14 protein-coding genes are annotated in these 18125 nt (G+C 38.2%); 7 read left to right on the top strand and 7 right to left on the bottom strand.

Features of this window, described 5'->3' with window-relative positions:
- Window positions 1-131 precede the first annotated feature (131 nt).
- Entirely contained in the window at window positions 132-3080 is a 2949-nt protein-coding gene (locus AACZ88_RS02390; RefSeq protein ID WP_339705635.1) for a TonB-dependent receptor, read from the top strand.
- A gap of 17 nt (window positions 3081-3097) precedes the next feature.
- Window positions 3098-4783, top strand: coding sequence for a RagB/SusD family nutrient uptake outer membrane protein (locus AACZ88_RS02385; protein WP_339705632.1), 1686 nt, complete (start codon window positions 3098-3100; stop codon window positions 4781-4783).
- 172 nt (window positions 4784-4955) lie between these two features.
- On the opposite strand, the gene AACZ88_RS02380 is transcribed toward AACZ88_RS02385, so the two are convergent.
- A complete protein-coding gene (locus AACZ88_RS02380) occupies window positions 4956-6236 on the bottom strand; it encodes a hypothetical protein (protein WP_339705629.1) in 1281 nt (426 codons plus the stop codon).
- Between the two features lie 248 nt (window positions 6237-6484).
- Window positions 6485-9271, bottom strand: a complete 2787-nt coding sequence (uvrA, locus tag AACZ88_RS02375) for an excinuclease ABC subunit UvrA (protein ID WP_339705626.1) — start codon at window positions 9269-9271, stop codon at window positions 6485-6487.
- A 264-nt stretch (window positions 9272-9535) separates the two neighbouring features.
- On the opposite strand from uvrA, the gene AACZ88_RS02370 reads away from it, so the two are divergent.
- Window positions 9536-10117 (top strand): sigma-70 family RNA polymerase sigma factor, encoded by a 582-nt coding sequence (locus AACZ88_RS02370; RefSeq protein ID WP_339705624.1) that lies wholly within the window; start codon window positions 9536-9538, stop codon window positions 10115-10117.
- Between the two features lie 715 nt (window positions 10118-10832).
- A complete protein-coding gene (locus AACZ88_RS02365; protein WP_339705621.1) occupies window positions 10833-11414 on the top strand; it encodes a sigma-70 family RNA polymerase sigma factor in 582 nt (193 codons plus the stop codon).
- Window positions 11415-11643: 229 nt separating this feature from the next.
- On the opposite strand, the gene nth is transcribed toward AACZ88_RS02365, so the two are convergent.
- Entirely contained in the window at window positions 11644-12309 is a 666-nt protein-coding gene (gene nth, locus AACZ88_RS02360; RefSeq protein WP_339705618.1) for an endonuclease III, read from the bottom strand.
- Between the two features lie 54 nt (window positions 12310-12363).
- Here nth and bcp point away from each other — a divergent pair, with 54 nt between their 5' ends.
- On the top strand, window positions 12364-12816 hold the full coding sequence (bcp, locus tag AACZ88_RS02355; RefSeq protein ID WP_339705615.1) for a thioredoxin-dependent thiol peroxidase: 453 nt from the start codon (window positions 12364-12366) through the stop codon (window positions 12814-12816).
- A gap of 103 nt (window positions 12817-12919) precedes the next feature.
- Here bcp and AACZ88_RS02350 read toward each other — a convergent pair whose 3' ends face one another.
- On the bottom strand, window positions 12920-14380 hold the full coding sequence (locus AACZ88_RS02350; RefSeq protein WP_339705612.1) for a TonB-dependent receptor: 1461 nt from the start codon (window positions 14378-14380) through the stop codon (window positions 12920-12922).
- Window positions 14381-14461: 81 nt separating this feature from the next.
- Here AACZ88_RS02350 and AACZ88_RS02345 point away from each other — a divergent pair, with 81 nt between their 5' ends.
- Both AACZ88_RS02345 and AACZ88_RS02340 read left to right on the top strand, forming a co-directional pair.
- Window positions 14462-15238, top strand: coding sequence for an MBL fold metallo-hydrolase (locus AACZ88_RS02345; RefSeq protein WP_339705609.1), 777 nt, complete (start codon window positions 14462-14464; stop codon window positions 15236-15238).
- Window positions 15239-15249: 11 nt separating this feature from the next.
- Window positions 15250-15744 (top strand): hydrolase, encoded by a 495-nt coding sequence (locus tag AACZ88_RS02340; protein ID WP_339705606.1) that lies wholly within the window; start codon window positions 15250-15252, stop codon window positions 15742-15744.
- Between the two features lie 63 nt (window positions 15745-15807).
- Here AACZ88_RS02340 and AACZ88_RS02335 read toward each other — a convergent pair whose 3' ends face one another.
- The 3 genes from AACZ88_RS02335 to AACZ88_RS02325 are packed head-to-tail and all read right to left on the bottom strand — an operon-like array spanning window position 15808 to window position 18060.
- The gene (locus AACZ88_RS02335) at window positions 15808-16467 is read right to left on the bottom strand and encodes a phospholipase (RefSeq protein WP_339705603.1); all 660 of its coding nucleotides are present in this window, start codon (window positions 16465-16467) and stop codon (window positions 15808-15810) included.
- Window position 16468: 1 nt separating this feature from the next.
- Window positions 16469-16798 (bottom strand): hypothetical protein, encoded by a 330-nt coding sequence (locus AACZ88_RS02330; protein ID WP_339705600.1) that lies wholly within the window; start codon window positions 16796-16798, stop codon window positions 16469-16471.
- 2 nt (window positions 16799-16800) lie between these two features.
- Window positions 16801-18060, bottom strand: a complete 1260-nt coding sequence (locus tag AACZ88_RS02325) for a dihydroorotase (protein ID WP_339705597.1) — start codon at window positions 18058-18060, stop codon at window positions 16801-16803.
- Window positions 18061-18125: the final 65 nt, after the last annotated feature.

The following is an 18125-nucleotide window of genomic DNA, read 5'->3' as shown; positions in this document are numbered from 1 at the left end:
TTATTGTTAATTTTTCGTAAAATTATCATAATTATCTCGGTTAAAGTATAGCAATTCTTTTACATGGAATTAAGTTTTGTTTGCTCGAGTACTACGTTCTTTGAATCTTTTTATTAATTAACTCAACACTTATGAAAAAACTGAAATTTTTGATGTGTGTCCTTTTGATTGGTTTCACTACCCTCTCATGGTCGCAAACTACGGTATCCGGAACCGTTTCCGATACCCAGAACGTACCTTTGGCGGGTGCTACGGTTCTTGAAAAAGGAACATTGAACGGTGCAACCACCGATTTTGATGGTAATTTTACGCTAGAAGTTTCTGATGGAGATGCCGTGCTAGTGGTTTCCTATCTGGGCTACGCAACACTTGAAGTACCTACTAACGGGCAAAGTAGTATTGACGTTCAACTTCAAGATGATGCTTCGCAATTAGACGAAGTCGTCGTCGTGGGTTATGGAACCCAAAAAATCAAAGATGTAACAGGTGCCGTTAAACGTGTTACCAGCGAAGACTTCAATAAGGGAGTCGTCAATAATGCTGGCCAGCTTATACAAGGTAAGGCTGCGGGCGTAAATGTTACCTCGTCTAGCGGTGAGCCTGGTAGTGGGCAGCGGATCGTTATACGTGGTCAAGGAACCATCCGTCAGGGTTCTGGACCACTATTTGTTTTAGACGGGTTTCCCCTAGGATTGGCCGGAACTGGCTCCGGTGGAAGTCCTTTGAATTTTATAAATTCCGATGACATCGAATCTATCGACGTTTTAAAAGATGCCTCTGCAACGGCAATCTATGGATCAAGAGGTGCCAATGGGGTGATTATTATTACAACCAAAAAAGGAAAAGCGGGCGTTTCCAGAGTCTCGCTTTCTTCCAGCCTAGGTGTCTCGACATTAGCGCGTAAATTAGATGTGTTCAGTGCTGATGAATTTCGTCGAGAAGTGGCTGCTATTCCTGGAAACGAGCTAATAGATGGTGGAGGAAGTACCGACTGGCAAGAAGAATTGACCAGAGCGGCCATCACGCAAAACTATAATCTTGTTTTATCGGGCGGCACAGATAAACTAAATTATTATGCTTCTTTAGGACTACAAGATCAAGAGGGGATTGTATATAATTCCGATCTAAAAAGAACAAGTGCCAGGATCAATGTAACTCAAAAATTATTAGAGGATCGATTGAGAATTGATTACAATTTAAACACGACAATCACTGAACAATCGAGAAATAATAATGTAGGATATTCAACAAACCCGACATTTAATGCCTATACGGCCGATGGGGAAATTAATAATCCGTTAAATTGGAACAATCCCTTGTTAAGCAATAAATACAATGGAGACTTTTCAGAATCTCGAAGAATTATTTTCAATGTATCGCCTTCTTTTGAAATTTTGGATGGCTTGGTTTACAAACTCAATTTTGGTTACGAGAATAACTCGACCGACAGTGATCAACAGACAATTGCAAATACAGAGCGTAATGATCTGGGTAGCTTAAGCCAAGGTTTTGGGAAATATAGAAATACCCTTATTGAAAACTACTTGACGTACACTTTCGATGTTGGAGAACACAATTTAAGTATTTTAGGGGGGCACTCGTATCAAAAAACCTTTTCTAGAACCAGCAATTGGTCTATTGATGAGTTTCCTGCAGATACCGGAATAGATCCTCGTAACAACCCGGGATTGGGCGGTGATCTTAACCTTACTGATAATCGTCCTTCTGGAAGCACTTGGGAGAACGAATTGCAATCTTTCTTTGGAAGGGGGAATTGGAACTTTAAAGACCGTTATATGTTTACCGCAACGGTCAGGGCCGATGGTTCTTCAAAATTCGGGGAGAACAATAAATACGGCGTATTCTCTTCTTTTGCCGGATCCTGGAGATTGATTGAAGAAGATTTTATGGACGGTTCGATTTTTAGCGATTTAAAATTAAGAGCAGGTTGGGGACAAACAGGAAATCAAGAAATTCCGAATAAAATTACGCTGGAATCCTATTCGGTAAGTAACTCAAGCAATGTCAGTTATCCGATTGATCAAAATGGGGCATATCCTGTTGGGTCAGAGTATACCCGTTTCGCGAATCCTGATATTCAATGGGAAGTTTCAACACAATCGAATGTCGGTCTTGATTTTGGATTGTTTGATGGTAGTTTGACAGGTACGGTCGATTATTTCCATAAAGTATCCGATAACATTTTATTGGAGGTTGTTCCGGTAGACCCCATTGTCCCTGCTCCGACGTATTGGACCAATGTTCCTGACATGACCATTACCAATAAAGGGTTAGAAATTGCTCTGGATTATTCCAAACGTAACTATGAAGGTTTCTCCTATGCCTTTGGAGGAAATGCCACTTTTATTGATAATGTGGTAGAAGATTCTCCTTTTACGATTGTAACCACGGGATCTGCTTCCGGTCAAGGGCTTACCGACGCCACTATCAATGGATTTGTGAGCGGTGAACCCATTGGTTCTTTTTATATGCAAACGTTTCTAGGTATTGACTCAGATGGTCTTTCACAGTTTGCCGATAGTGATGGTGACGGTGATATTACCGAAAACGATCGAACAGTTGTTGGAAGTGCCCTACCGGATATGACTTATAGTTTTTATGTCAATTTAAGCTATAAGCGGTTAGATTTAAATATGAATTTTAACGGGGTAAGTGGCAATGAAATATATGACCATACGGCAATGGGGAGTTTTTACAAAACACTATTGGCCAAATCAAACAATACAACGCCCATAGCAACTGAATTTCCAGAAGAAAGTATCATAAATTCGGCGGCGGTTTCAACACGTTATTTAAAAGATGGTTCGTACTTAAGGCTGAATAACTTGACGTTGGGGTATTCGTTTGATACACAATCAATGGCGTGGGCTTCAAACTGGCTCCAAGAATTGCGACTGAGTTTCACCGGTCAAAACCTATTTGTAATAACCGATTACGATGGGTATGATCCTGAAGTAAATCAAGATAGTTCAACGAATGGAATTCAATCTTTTGGTATCGATAAGTTCGCTTATCCAAAAGCCAAAACATTTGTATTCGGTGTCAATGTCTCCTTTTAATAAAAAATATAAATAGAATGAAAAGCAAGATAAAATTAGCATTGTTGTGCAGCGGCATGTTATTAGGTTGGAATTGTACAGATCTTGAAGAGAACGTTTTAGACGAATCTTTAAACCCAAGTACCGAGGGTATTGATGAAGCAGTGGCAGCTTTGGCACCTGTGTATGCAAATGCAAATAATGACATATGGCGACATACCAAATACTTTGCCATGCAGGAAATCTCTACAGATGAAGCCATTTTACCGTACAGAGGAGGTACTGATTGGGGTGATGGCGGGAAATATTCGGATTTATATCGTCATGCCATGACCCCTGGTAACGCTATTATGAAAGATGTTTGGGAAGGAACCACAAAACATATCGCTAGAGCTGTTAGTGCAATCAATGCGTTAACACCGTTGATTGAAACAAATCCACAGGCGGTGGTTTATTTAGCGGAAGCTAGGGCAATGAGGGCTCTTTATAACCATATTTTGTTGGATGCTTTCGGATTGGTTTTTGTAAAGGATAATATCGATGATCAATCGGTAATCTTAAGAGGAAGTGAAGCGGTTGATTATTTGATAAGTGAATTATTGGCTGCCGAACCCAATTTATCGACAACTACAGAGGTGGGCCCAGGTAGAATAACAAAAACTGGTGTTTGGGCACTATTGGCAAGGATTCATTTAAATGCACCGGTGTACCGAGATCCCTATGGTACCCCTGATTTCACTGATGCTGATATGGACGCCGTTATACAATACACAAACCAGGTCATTAATTCTGGCGAGCACACCCTTTCGGCTGAATATTTTGAAATATTCGATGATGAGAACCATACAAATACAGAATTAATTTTTGCCATTGATCAACGGGAAGATTTAGATGGTCATAATCGTATGGCTTATTTCTCAATGTCTGGAGATTTTTACCCACTTCCAGAATTCCCTAGTGCGAATGGTACTGATGCTGCAGCCATAACATCTGATTTTTATCAGACATGGGTTGATGCCTATGGCGATGTAGACCCTGCAGATGCAGATCCCCGGTTTCATAAAGATAATTTAATCAATGAACCTGGATGCGTAAGTGCAGAAGATTTTGAAATTGACAGAGGTATTTATAGAGGGCTCTTGTATGGCTTGCAGCACGATCAGGGAGGAGACCCCTTTGAGCGATGTGAAGGGGATAAATATGTGGTGGATTTGGTCGTGAACCGTAGATCAGAGGTCGGTGATCCGGTCTTCCATTCTTTAGAAATTGATTTTACTGCCAATAGTTCACATAGTAGTGGCTATCGCGTAGAAAAGTATGAATTCAGTAAAACTTCCGATTCAGGTAGAAATAAAGGACAGGCCGATTTGGTAATACTTCGGTATGCCGATATGTACCTGATGCGTGCAGAAGCCATGCTTAGAAAGGGAGATGTTGGTGCAGCTCTTGCCGATGTGAATTTTGTTAGGGCCTCAAGAACCGCTAGGCATACTGCCCCGGCACTTGACGCAATGGATCTCGATATCTTGTATCGCGAGCGTGGCTTTGAGTTTTATTGGGAGTTTCAAAGACGAACCGATATGATTCGATTTGGGAAGTATGAAGATTCTTATACTGAAAAAACCAATTCCGATCCACAGAAACGTGTTTTTCCAATTCCTCAAAGCGCGGTTGACGGCGCCTCTATTCTTGAAGGATACTTGGTGCAAAACCCAGGGTACTGATAAGTAGTGTATTTTTGAAATGAAATTTGAAAGGCTGGGAACTATATCCCAGCCTTTACTTTTTTGATTTCATTGAGAACGATTTTTAATATTCCGAGAGTGCAAAAGTTAAAACCCCGCAGTAGACGAATCCACTACGGGGCTAAACAACTAACCAACCTAAAAACTATTTTTAATATCTTCTTGAACTTCTCGAAACTGATTTACTACTTGAACTTCTATTACTTCTAGCAGGAGCCTTGCTTACCGAACTCCTCGAAGAACTTCTTGTTGATACACTTTTACTTCTACTAGGAGCCCTGCTCACTGAACTCTTAGAAGAACCTCTTGACGAAGAGCTTCTTGAAGCAACGCTACGCTTTTGATTTGGCGCTTTACTTACAGATGATCGCCTCACAGAACTTCTACTCGAAACGGTATTACTTCGTGATGTTCTTGAACTTGGGGCTTTTGAAACTGTTCGCGTCGTTCTTGAAGTACTTCTTATCGATCTGTTGTTCACAGGTTTTTTTATCGTGGTAGTACTTCTTGTTACGGTTCGTCCTTTAGGAGATGAACTGCTTACCTCTCTTTTTGTAATTGTTCTACCTGAAGGGGTATTCGACTTTCGTATAGTACTGCTTCGTACGGTTCTTCCAGTTTGATTTGAACTTCTATTGGTTCTACTTCTTACGTCAGAAGTTCTGGTAGTCTTACGACCAAGATCCCTACTTGACTTTCCAGTACTTCGCTGCGTAACGACTCTTCTGCTTCGAACAGCGTTGTTACGTGTGGTCACTCTTTTATCGTTACGATAAATCGAAGCTCTTTCGCGACGTGGGCTGTTATATTTATGTATTTTACCGACTTTGGCGTAAGCCTTTCTATAATTATGTCTGTAGGGGTGAAAATAGGTATATCTAACGGGGCTGTAATATCTTCTATAAGGGCTATTGAATACTAGGGAGAATCCTATAGCCGGTCTTAAGAAAAACCTGTGAAATGGTCTATAAACATAATGTCTATTGTAAATATTGATATATCCGGTATGATAGTCATAAATACCATTGTGATTGTAATAAACATGCATACCGCCCAATCGATAAACTCTTCCGTTTCTATATGATATTTGAACATCTCCAACCTGAGATACACGACCATAATAGTCATAATAAATTGGAATATTCTCTACCTGGATTACGGCACCATAATCATCGTATTGGGCATAAGGGCTGTAGTCAAAACCTGAATTGAATGTAATTTTGTTTCGACGACCGTTTATATAATTATCGATATAAAAGTCAAATTCACCGTCAGGAAATACAGAAAACGTTACGTTGTTCTCAACAAAAATAAAAGCGTTATTGTTATATCTATAAGTATTGCGTTCTGCAACCTTATCTTCAGTATTTACGGCCATGGTACTCGTAGTACTAAAAACTAGCGCTGTAAAGAGGAGTAGTAAATTTCTCATGATGTAAGGTTTTATGTTCCTGAATGCAACTATTTACATTCGCTTAGTATATACCAAACAGCGTGCCAAAAATACCAATAACATCATATATAGTTGATTATCAGTATTTTGTATATTAAATTTAGGGGGTATAGAAGTTGTGAATGGAGGGGTTTGTCTTCTTTATCCAGAAAAAAGAACCAAGCTTAGACCAAAAAAATCAGCTATTTTTAAGGGTTAACTTTATACCCTGTCAAGAACAGAAGTGCCTAGTGGACCATTAACTTTTCCTCTAAATATCGTGCGGTATATGAGGTTTCATTCTTAATTATTTCCTCTGGAGTGCCTTGAACGATAAGTTGGCCACCGTTGGCCCCTCCCTCAAGTCCAAGGTCAATAATATGGTCGGCACATTTAATAAGTTCGATATTATGCTCGATTACCACAATAGAATGACCCTTTGAAATCAGGGCATCGAAAGATTTTAATAATTTTTTGATATCATGAAAATGGAGTCCGGTTGTTGGCTCATCAAAAATAAACAAAGCTTTATCCTTAGTAGTACCTTTGACCAAGAACGAGGCCAACTTGATGCGTTGCGCTTCACCACCGGATAGGGTAGAGGAAGACTGTCCCAACGTAACATAGCCAAGACCGACATCTTGCAAAGGCTTTAGTTTGCCTGTTATTCGTATTTGCCCATGCACTTCGAAAAATGCGATAGCATCGTCTATAGTCATGGTGAGGACATCGTCGATAGATGCATCTTCGAATTTCACCTCAAGAACTTCTTTTTTAAAACGTTTTCCTCCGCACGTTTCACATTCAAGATGAACATCGGCCATGAACTGCATTTCCACGGTTATTTCGCCTTCTCCTTTACATTTTTCGCAGCGACCTCCATCCACATTAAAAGAAAAATGCTTTGCTTGGTAGCCTCTGATTTTACTTAGTTTTTGTGAGGCAAACAAATTTCGAATGTCGTCATAGGCCTTAATATAGGTTACCGGGTTTGACCGTGAAGACCGCCCAATGGGGTTTTGGTCGACGAATTCAACATGTTTAATAGACTTATATTTACCTTCAACCGATGTATATTGACCAGCTTTTTCACCATAACCTCCAACTTCTTTAAGAACGATAGGATATAACAATTTTTTTACCAGGGTACTTTTTCCACTTCCAGAAACTCCCGTGACGACGGTGAGTACATTTAAGGGAAAGGTGACATCGATATTTTTGAGGTTGTTTTCGCGTGCTCCCTTTATTTCGATAAACTGTTGTGAGGTTCTCCTTTTATGTGGAATTTCAATTTCTTTGGTACCGTTCAAATAGCTGGCGGTTAGTGATGAAGACAGTAAAATTTCGTTCAAAGTGCCATGCGCCACAACTTCACCACCATTTGTGCCTGCCTCAGGACCTATGTCTATTACTTCATCGGCCGCTTTCATAATATCTTCATCGTGCTCCACGACGATTACTGTATTGCCCAGATCGCGAAGTGATCTTAATACTTCAATAAGGTTTTCAGTGTCCTTTGGGTGCAGACCGATACTGGGTTCATCAAGTATATACATGGAACCGACAAGACTACTGCCCAAAGAGGTGGCTAAGTTGATACGTTGACTTTCACCGCCCGACAAAGTATTCGATTTTCTATTCAGAGTGAGGTAGTTTAAGCCCACATTATTCAAAAATCCTAAACGTGTTATGATTTCTTTTAGAAGGCGATCTGCTATTTGCCCATCGTGACTCTCTAAAACAAGTCCGTCAAAAAAAGCTGTGAGATTTGAGATAGGTAGTTCAACAAGATCGGAAATTGATTTCCCCCCAACCTTTACATAATCTGTTTCTTTTCTCAAGCGCTTACCTTTACATACATTGCATTTGGTCTTTCCGCGATATCTAGAAAGCATTACCCTGTTCTGTATTTTGTAACTTTTCTCTTCGAGCATTCCAAAGAAATTGTGCAGCCCAATAAAATGATCGTTACCTTCCCAAACCAATTGTTTTTGTACTTCTGAAAGCTCAAACCAAGGTTTGTGAATCGGAAAATCAAATTTGTAAGCCGAATTTACGAGCTGGTCACGGTACCAGCCCATACTTTCACCGCGCCATGGAAACACCGCGTTTTCGTAAACTGAAAGTGAGGTATTGGGTATGACCAGGTCTTCGTCAATACCTATGACATCTCCGTATCCTTCGCATTTCGGACAAGCCCCATAGGGATTATTAAAGCTGAACAAATGAACATTTGGTTCAAGAAATTGCATTCCATCCAATTCAAAATTATTACTGAATGGTATTTGTTTTTCGGTTTTTAATTCCTCAATAATACATTCCCCTTTTCCTTCAAAAAATGCCGTGTCAATAGCATTGGCCAACCTATTGTAAAAATCTTCATCGTTTTTAGTAATGATACGGTCGACCACGAGATAAAATTCCCTTCCTATGTTTTCGGGGGCCGCATCGATGCGCAATACCTTTCCTTTATATTTTATTCGGGCGTAGCCTTGTTTGGCAAACAACTGTAATGACTTAAAGGGGTCTCTTTCTCGCTTGACGGTAATTGGGGCCAAAAGCAATAATTTAGTTTCCTGATTGTAAGTTTTGATATAACTTACAACATCGGATACGCTATGCTTCCTTACTTCTTGACCTGAAATTGGACTGATTGTTTTTCCGATTCGCGCATAAAGAAGTTTTAAATAATCATAAATTTCGGTTGTCGTGCCTACGGTAGAACGGGGATTGGTCGAATTTACTTTTTGCTCTATGGCAATGGCCGGGGCTATACCTTTAATATAGTCAACCTTCGGTTTGTCAAGTTTCCCCAAAAATTGTCTTGCATATGACGAAAGGCTCTCAACATACCTTCGTTGCCCTTCGGCATATAGGGTGTCAAAGGCAAGACTGGACTTTCCCGAACCCGAAAGACCTGTAATCACTACCAGTTTATTTCGGGGAATAACTACGTCTATATTTTTCAAATTGTGCAGATTGGCACCTTTGATAATAATATTTTCTTTAGGACTAACATCTAGAATCGTCGACATACTCGTATTTAAGTTGGCAAAGATACAATATGTACATTTTAATAACCAGAAATGTATAGATGGCACCAATATTGTATGTATGGTATCACAATTTTTTTGTGACCATTTAAAATTTTCTATATTTGAATTCTATAATTTACTAAAGCATAATCGCCTATAGCATAAACAATTACTTTTTAAAAATTAGATTTTAACCCCAAGAACCTCTACTTCCGATAACTATCGGAATATGAGAACACTAGTTTTAACCAAAAAGTAATTGATATGGAAACACAGGTAGAAGATTCCTTACTTATTAAGAAATATATTAACGGAGACGAAAAAGCTCTAGAGACTTTGATCGATCGGCATAATCAACGTATTAGTTGTTTTATATATTCTAAAGTGAATGATCGAACAATTACAGAAGACATTTTTCAAGATACCTTTATTAAGGTTATTCGAACCTTAAAACGAGGAACATATAATGAAGAAGGTAAGTTTCTTCCTTGGGTAATGCGAATTGCCCACAACCTAATTATAGACCACTTTAGAAAAAGTAATAGAATGCCTATGTTTCATGGAAACGAAAGCTTTAGTATCTTTTCTATCATGAGTGATGAGCAACTGAATGTTGAAGGACAAATTATAAAAAATCAAATTGACTCTGACTTGGGGGTGCTAATTGCCGAGCTGCCTCAAGACCAAAAAGATGTACTGATGATGAGAATCTATAGAGATATGAGTTTTAAGGAAATTTCAGAAAATACAGGGGTCAGTATCAACACGGCACTTGGTAGGATGCGTTACGCACTAATTAACTTAAGAAAGATAATTGAGCAAAACAATATTGTTTTAACGAATTAATAGACAGTACATCGAACGAATTGACTTCTTCTGCTTTAGTGACGTTATTTAGCCAAACAACACTGAAGTACGTATTATGGAAGAGATTTACATTAAGAATTCAGGAAAAAACGAACTTGTAAAAGCCAAGTCAGAAACCATTCGATTTTTATTGAACTATTCAAAGTCTTTAAATATTACGAATATAAAGGGACATAAGTTCGAAAGTAATTTGAACTAACAACCTTACTTAATTCTTTACCTATAACCTTAAGACCTTTAGTGTCTTAAGGTTTTCTATTTTAAATGGTAAGCGGATTCTAAACCGTTTACGGTTTTTTTATGTTTCCTTAATCTCATTTGTTGGTAAAAACCTACAATAGGGATACTGAAAATTCTACCAGTATCATAGATTGTCCAAATTCTTATCGGTTTAGATATTTTTGAAAAAGAAGCTCTTCATCAATAAATTAGGGCGGTTTATTTATTTATCATAACAATTTTGACATGCAACAGATAAAAACTTGAATTATTGTTGTCAAAAATAGAAAATGATGGTTTCACATCAAAAAGTAGCCGTTTGACAACATACTTTTTTTCTGTCACCCCCTTTTATCTAGTTTTAGATCATAATTAAGAAATCAAAGCTAATTAACCGCTTAAAAATTAATCTAACAACTTAAAATCAGCTTACGGCAAAGTAAGCCCTAATCTTAACCAAAAAAAAGTAATCGGCATGGAACTACAAATTGAAGACTCAGTATTAGTAAGAGATTATATCAGTGGAGACGAAAGATCTCTTGAAATTCTGATTAACCGTCATAACCAACGAATTACAAGCTTTATATACTCAAAAGTTTTGGATAGGGATGTTACGGAAGATATTTTTCAAGATACCTTTATTAAGGTTATCAAGACCTTAAAAAAAGGTACTTATAGTGAAGAAGGTAAATTTTTGCCTTGGGTAATGAGAATCGCACACAATCTTATAATCGATCACTTCAGAAGAAATAAAAGAATGCCTAAATTCGAAGGAAGCGACGATTTTAATATTTTTTCTGTGATTGGCGACGATAAGTTAAATGCCGAAAAACAAATTATAAAAGACCAAATTACGGAAGATCTTAAGCACCTTATCGAAGAATTACCTGAAGACCAAAAAGAAGTGTTGGTCATGCGTATTTACAAGGACATGAGCTTCAAAGAAATTTCAGAAAACACAGGTGTTAGCATTAACACGGCACTTGGAAGAATGCGATATGCCCTTATTAATCTTAGAAAAATCATTGACAAAAATAGTATTGTATTGACCAATTAAAAAGTGGTCTTTTGAAGAGTAGACAATAATTTAATTTTAGTTGCGTTATCTTATACATAACAATACTATAAATATGGAAAAAATCTACTCTCAACACGAAAACAGATGTCAACTTGTGGCAACGAGCTCTGAAACAATTCAATTTTTATTGAATTATTCAAAATCTTTGCATATTGTCGAACACAAAAATTTCAAATTCGAAAGTATTTTGAATTAAGTAATGACCCGTTTATTTTCGGGTCTTTTTGTTTTTAAAATATTCATCCAGAACCTTCTTCCTTCCTATGGTTCTGGTTATAATATCTTTGTCCAAATTCCAGCCTCTTGCGGGAGAGTATTGGCGTCCGTACCAAATTATCTGTAAATGCAGGTCGTTCCATAAGTTTTTTGAAAACAGCCTTTTAGCATCCTTTTCGGTTTGAGCAACATTTTTTCCATTTGAAAATCCCCATCGGTACATTAGGCGATGTATGTGTGTGTCTACTGGGAATGCAGGTATCCCAAAGGCCTGTGAAACTACCACGCTGGCAGTCTTATGGCCCACTGAAGGCAATTCTTCCAGTAAAGCAATATCTTGGGGTACTTCACCATCATATTTTTCTATTAGAATTTTTGATAAACCATAAATCCCTTTTGCTTTCATGGGAGATAAACCAACAGGCTTTATAATTTCCCTGATTTCGTCTACTGTTAAATTTACCATGTCGAACGGATTATCGGCTTTTTCAAATAAAAGCGGGGTAATCAGGTTTACACGAACATCGGTGCTTTGTGCGGATAGTAGTACTGCAATTAATAAAGTGTATGGGTCTTTATGCTCAAGGGGAACAGGAATAGTCGGATATAGTTCTTGAAGTTTTTTTATTGCAAAATCAACCTTTTCGGCTTTTGTCATTTTTATGTAGTTTCGCTTAACAGTTTATGGAACGAATTTAAATAAATTTAAGCAATGACAACATTGAAAGAAGGAGATAAGGTACCTGATTTTTCTAGTACTGATCAAGATGGCAATAGTATAGGATTGAAAGATTACAAAGGAAAAAAATTGATTGTTTTTTTCTATCCACGGGCAAATACGCCCGGGTGTACTTTAGAAGCCTGTAACTTGAGGGATAATTATAGTGAATTGAAGGCTCGCGGTTTTGAATTATTAGGTGTAAGCGCCGATTCTGAAAGAAAGCAGGGCAATTTTAAGAAAAAATATGATTTACCATTTCCTTTGTTGGCTGACGAAGACCACTCGGTAATCAACACCTTTGGGGTTTGGGGTCCGAAAAAATTTATGGGAAGAGTATTCGATGGTATTCACCGAACCACTTTTGTAATTGATGAAAAAGGAGTCGTCACGAAGGTAATTTCCAAGGTCAAGACAAAAAATCACGCCGCACAGTTGCTTGAATAGCTTTAGCAAGTTCCTAGGAGGTATTTCACTAGAAAATTTAAACTTTATCCCTATTAAATCTCGAGAGAATTTTTACTCAAATTTTAATAGGGATATTGTTTGTCTAGATTTTATCCTCTTGTTGCTTGAGCAATTTTCGAGTGAATAATTTCTTCTCTTTAATTAATTCGGGTAGTCCTTCAGGCAACATTTCTTCCCAGCCATCTTCACCATTAATTAACTTTTTCAAAACATCCCTTGAAAAAATATGCATGATTTCGGGGTCGTAATCAATAATGTCCATCACCTTGCCGTTGTATTTAAAAAATTTATACAATTCTTTCATTCTAGGATGAACTTTGATATTGTTACTGGTCATGATTTGCCCTGTATCGGGATTTTTCATAGGATATAAGTATACCTGCAATTCTTTGAAAAATAATTTCCCGAAGGCCTCGAGTATACCCCCGCTTAGATGGCGGTAATACTTCTCATCGAAAATATCCACTAGGTTGTTGACTCCCATGGTCAATCCAATTTTGGCTTTCGTATAGTTATTGAAATATTCGACCAATTTATAGTATTCCTGAAATTTAGAAATAAGAACCGTGTGCCCTAAAGAACAAAGCAGTTCAGCTCTGTCCATAAAGTCGCGCTCATCGATTTCTCCTGCCGCTTTAAGATTTGACAGGGTTATTTCGAAAATGACTACGGTTTTCTCCTCATCGACTGCTGGATCTCTAATAAAAATATCATATGATTTTTCAAACATATCCATATTTACCTTGGTCACAGGCCTGAAACTTCCGCGCAATGCTAAAATGTTCTTCTTGTAAAGCATTGTTGCCGGAAGTAGGTTATTTCCGTCAGGGCCGAACATGATGGCATCGGTCATATCATTTTTGATAAGTTGTAGGCTCATCAGTCTATTGTCGACATCCTTGAAATTCGGGCCAGAAAAATTAACCATATCTATTTCGATAGTATCCTTGTCGATATGATCATACAAATATTTCAGAAGTTTCCGAGGTTTATGGTATTTGTAGAAAGCTCCATAAATAAGGTTAACTCCGACGGTTCCAAGTGTTTCTTGTTGTAACCGCGCTTCATTTTGTTTAAATCGAATATGGAGAATTATTTCGTCATACTCCTTTTGATTGGGATCCAATTGATATCGGATGCCCAGCCAACCATGACCTTTGTATCGCTTAGAGAAATCAATGGTAGCAACGGTATTGGCATAAGAGAAAAACAATCTTTCCGGATGTGTTTTTCTGCTGATCCGTTCTTCCATCAATCGCATTTCATGTTCCAACATTTTTTTTAATCGCGGTTGACTTACATATCTACCATCTTTTTCGGTACCATATATGGCATCGCTAAAGTCTTTGTCGTAAGCGCTCATGGCCTTGGCAATGGTTCCCGAAGCGCCTCCAGACCTGAAAAAATGTCTGGCCGTTTCTTGACCTGCGCCTATTTCTGCGAAAGTTCCGTAAATATCAGGGTTCAGATTAATTCGTAGGGTTTTGGCCTTTAGAGAGGGAATGTTCTCAAATGCGGTATCCCTTTTTAGGACTGATGTCATTTTCTTAGCTGGATTTTTCTTTTAACAAAGTTACTAAGAACGATGAAGCTATTAAACTAATTAGTTATAAATTTGAAATTAATGAACAAAGGATTGAAAATTACTTTTTTAGGCACCGGAACATCTCAAGGAGTGCCAGTTATAGGAAGTGCCCACCCAGTTTGTCTTAGTACCGATAGTAGAGATAAACGACTTCGTGTATCGGTATTGATTTCATGGGACAACTATAATTATGTTATTGATTGTGGCCCGGATTTTAGACAACAAATGCTAACAAACAATGTAAACCGGCTGGATGGCATATTGTTTACCCATGAGCATTCAGATCATACCGCGGGCATAGATGATATTCGTCCCTACTTTTTTAGACAAGGAGATATTCCCATATATGCACATAAACGGGTAGTGGCTTCACTTCGTAAGCGCTTTGATTATATTTTTGCCACAGAAAACAGGTATCCTGGGGCGCCGTCGGTAATGGTTAATATAATCGCGGGTATTCGTCCCTTTAAAATCGGGGATAAGACCGTTGTGCCCATTGAGGCGTATCATAACAGATTGAAAGTTTTGGGGTTTCGTGTCGACGATTTTACTTATCTAACCGATGTGAAGACCGTAAGTGAAATAGAACAGGAAAAAATAAAGGGAAGTAAAATACTTGTAGTGAATGCGTTGCGCGAAGAACCCCATCACTCCCATTTCAATCTGGAAGAGGCTTTGGCGTTTGTAAAAAAAATGAAACCCGAGAAAGCGTATTTGACGCATATTAGCCACCTTTTAGGTTTCCACGCCGAGGTTGAAAAAAAATTACCAAAAAACGTACATTTGGCCTTTGATAATTTGGTCGTTGAATTATAATTTAACAAAAAATGAAAGGAAAAATATTTTTGTATCTGTTTCTATTTATGGCCTTAATCGCATTGTATCTTTTTATGAGCAACGGCAAAATGATAGCGGCTAAAGATGCACAACTTGAAAAGTTAGATGCCAAAATCGACAATCTGCAAGATTCGGTACAACAAACTCAGCTGAAAGTACTCGATATGCAATATTTTTCTTTGGAAAACAATGATGATGCCCTTGTATATTATGATCATCTGCAATTGGAAGATCCTTCCCGTTATATTGCCGATAAGCTGCTCGAGACCAATGAACAGAAAGGTGATAATCCGTTAATTCCCTATGAGGGAATGGAAAGTGATTTCAAGATAAATAAAATAAAAATACTAAATCATAAGTGGATTATTTCCGATTTTTCTGATGGGAAATATTGGGGCGAACTCTTAATTAAATACGAGCTCAACGATAACTTGGGTGTAGACTTTACCTTAGTCGATCATCTATTATACACCAGAAGCCAATAGTTTTTGGCTAAAATCGAAAGCTCCGTAATTTTAGTATGCTTTAGAATTCTTTCGATTGAAAAGTTAGATTCTATTTATTAGCCATTGCTTAAAAGAACGGAAATTTTGTGGAGAAACTCCGTGACCCACAGGAAATTCTTCGTAGGTATGGGAAATTCCCAATTTCGTTAAAAATGCAGGTGCCTTTTGGGCCCATTCTGGAGGTATTACTTGATCTACTTGACCATGAGAGGCATAGATTTGTAAGTTTTCGTGTCGCTTATCAGCATAGCCATCGACTAAGATATTCTTATTGATATACCCGCTCAAAGCGATTACATTCTTAATTTTCTCAGGGAAGGAGAGTGCGACGGAATAGCTTAAGATTGTACCTTGACTAAAACCAAGTAACGAAATATTTTTTGAATCTAAATTGTAGGTGGCGCAGGCTTCGTCAATAAAAGTGGCAATTTTGTTCCTCGAAATTTTGGCCTGTTCGTCGTCGCTCCATTTGCCTTGTTCGGCATCAAAATTTATCGCATACCATGCATATCCAAAGGGCTCTAACGGGTAGGGGGCACGAACTGAAATAATACAAAGAGTTTCGGGTAGTTCAGGTGCGAAGGAAAATAGGTCTTCTTCATTACTTCCATAGCCGTGGAACATGAAGAGAACGGGTGCTTTTCCTTCTTTCAGGGAAGATGGGCGAATCAGGTGCTCGAGTGATAGTGGGGCTGTTGTCATGTTATCTTATAAAAGTAAACCATTTTTGAAAATAAGGCCCGAGAACGGGCACAGACTGTTTTTTTCCATTCAAAGCGGCTAAAAAACCATAAAACCAAAGAACGATATAAAAAACATAAAGGCCGTACCAAGCATATTCATTGAACCAAACGCTTAAAAAGATGGCAAAACCTAAAAAAATAAGATGAAGACCAAATGCCTGCCTAATGTGAAAACGTGCAAAATCATTTTCCGGTTCTGAGTTCATACTAATGGCAATAAGGGCGCCGATCATTGTGAGATATGCAACTATGGCACTTGTTTTACCTTCTTTGATAGTGTTCGTGCTCATTTTTAATCGTTTAAACTGATACTGTTATTATTAATAGTGCCATAAATACAACCTTTCAAAGTACTTTCCAGAAACATGCTGTTTTTTGAAGTGGAGAAAAGTTGCTTTTCCGTAAAAGTATAGTTCTTGTCGGGATCGAAAAGCGTCAAACAGGCTTTTTCTCCTTGCTTTAGTAATGGTGTTTCGAGACCATAGCGATTCCTTCCCTTAGATAAAATTTCGATACATTTTTCCATACCGATAAGTTGATTTAGTGCTCCAAAAGCACTTTCCAACCCTAGGGAGCCAAAAGCCGCATTGTCAAACTCTACATGCTTTTGTTCAATATTCATGGGAATATGATCTGAGGTCACAAAATCAATAACTCCATCGGTAAGACCCTTCAGAAGGGCCTTGACATCGCTCTTCGTACGAAGCGGAGGCATTACCTTAAAGCGGGAATTATATTCTTCTAAAGCTTCATCGGATAGAAAGAGGTTGTGTATCGCCACACTACAACTTACATCCAAACCTTTTTTCTTTGCATCGGAAATTAATTTTACCGAATTGGCGGTCGAAATGGTGGGAATGTGCAGTTTTCCACCCGTATAACCAAGGATAAATAAATCACGGGAAATTTGAAGCTCTTCGGCAAGTGCGGGAATTCCCTTTAAGCCTAACCGGGTCGAAACCACGCCTTCGTTGACTATTCCTTTTCCTGCAATTTTCGAATCAAGAGGGAACGAATAGATAAACCCATCAAAATTCTGTGCATACTGCAGGGCTATTTTTACTAGGTTTGAATTCTTCAGGGGCCGTTTAAAATCGTAGAAGGCAACTGCACCAGAATTCTTCATGTCGTATAATTCAGCGAGTACCTCACCTTCACCTTTCTTCGTTAGAGTTCCTATGGGGTGTAAATTGGTGATTTGATCTTTAGAAGCATTTTTAAGAAAGACAATTGCCCCATTGCTATCAGGTACAGGATTGGTGTTGGGATTTAATACGATATCCGTAAAGCCGCTTTTTGCAGCTGTTCGAAGCCCATTTGCTATGGTTTCCCGTTCTTCGTAACCCGGCTCGCCAAAGCTTACGCCACTATCGAACCATCCTATGGACACATGTAGGTTTTTAAAGTCGACAATTTTGACCTTACCCGTTGCTTCTACTTTGGTTGCTATTGTGTCAATTGTACCATTTTTAATAAGAATATCCCTTTTTTTTAGGTGGTACTCTTTATTGGAGGCATCTATAATTTTGGCCGATTTTAAAAGTATGTCCATTTCGCTCAGATGTATCGAATCATTTTTTGTCTAAAAACCCTAAATCATATTAGGTTCTGTGTTAT

This window comes from uncultured Kriegella sp. (assembly GCF_963975415.1).
Classification (GTDB): Bacteria; Bacteroidota; Bacteroidia; order Flavobacteriales; family Flavobacteriaceae; genus Kriegella.
The sequence above is the reverse complement of the archived record's forward strand: the minus strand, read 5'-3'. Positions and strand labels throughout refer to the sequence as shown.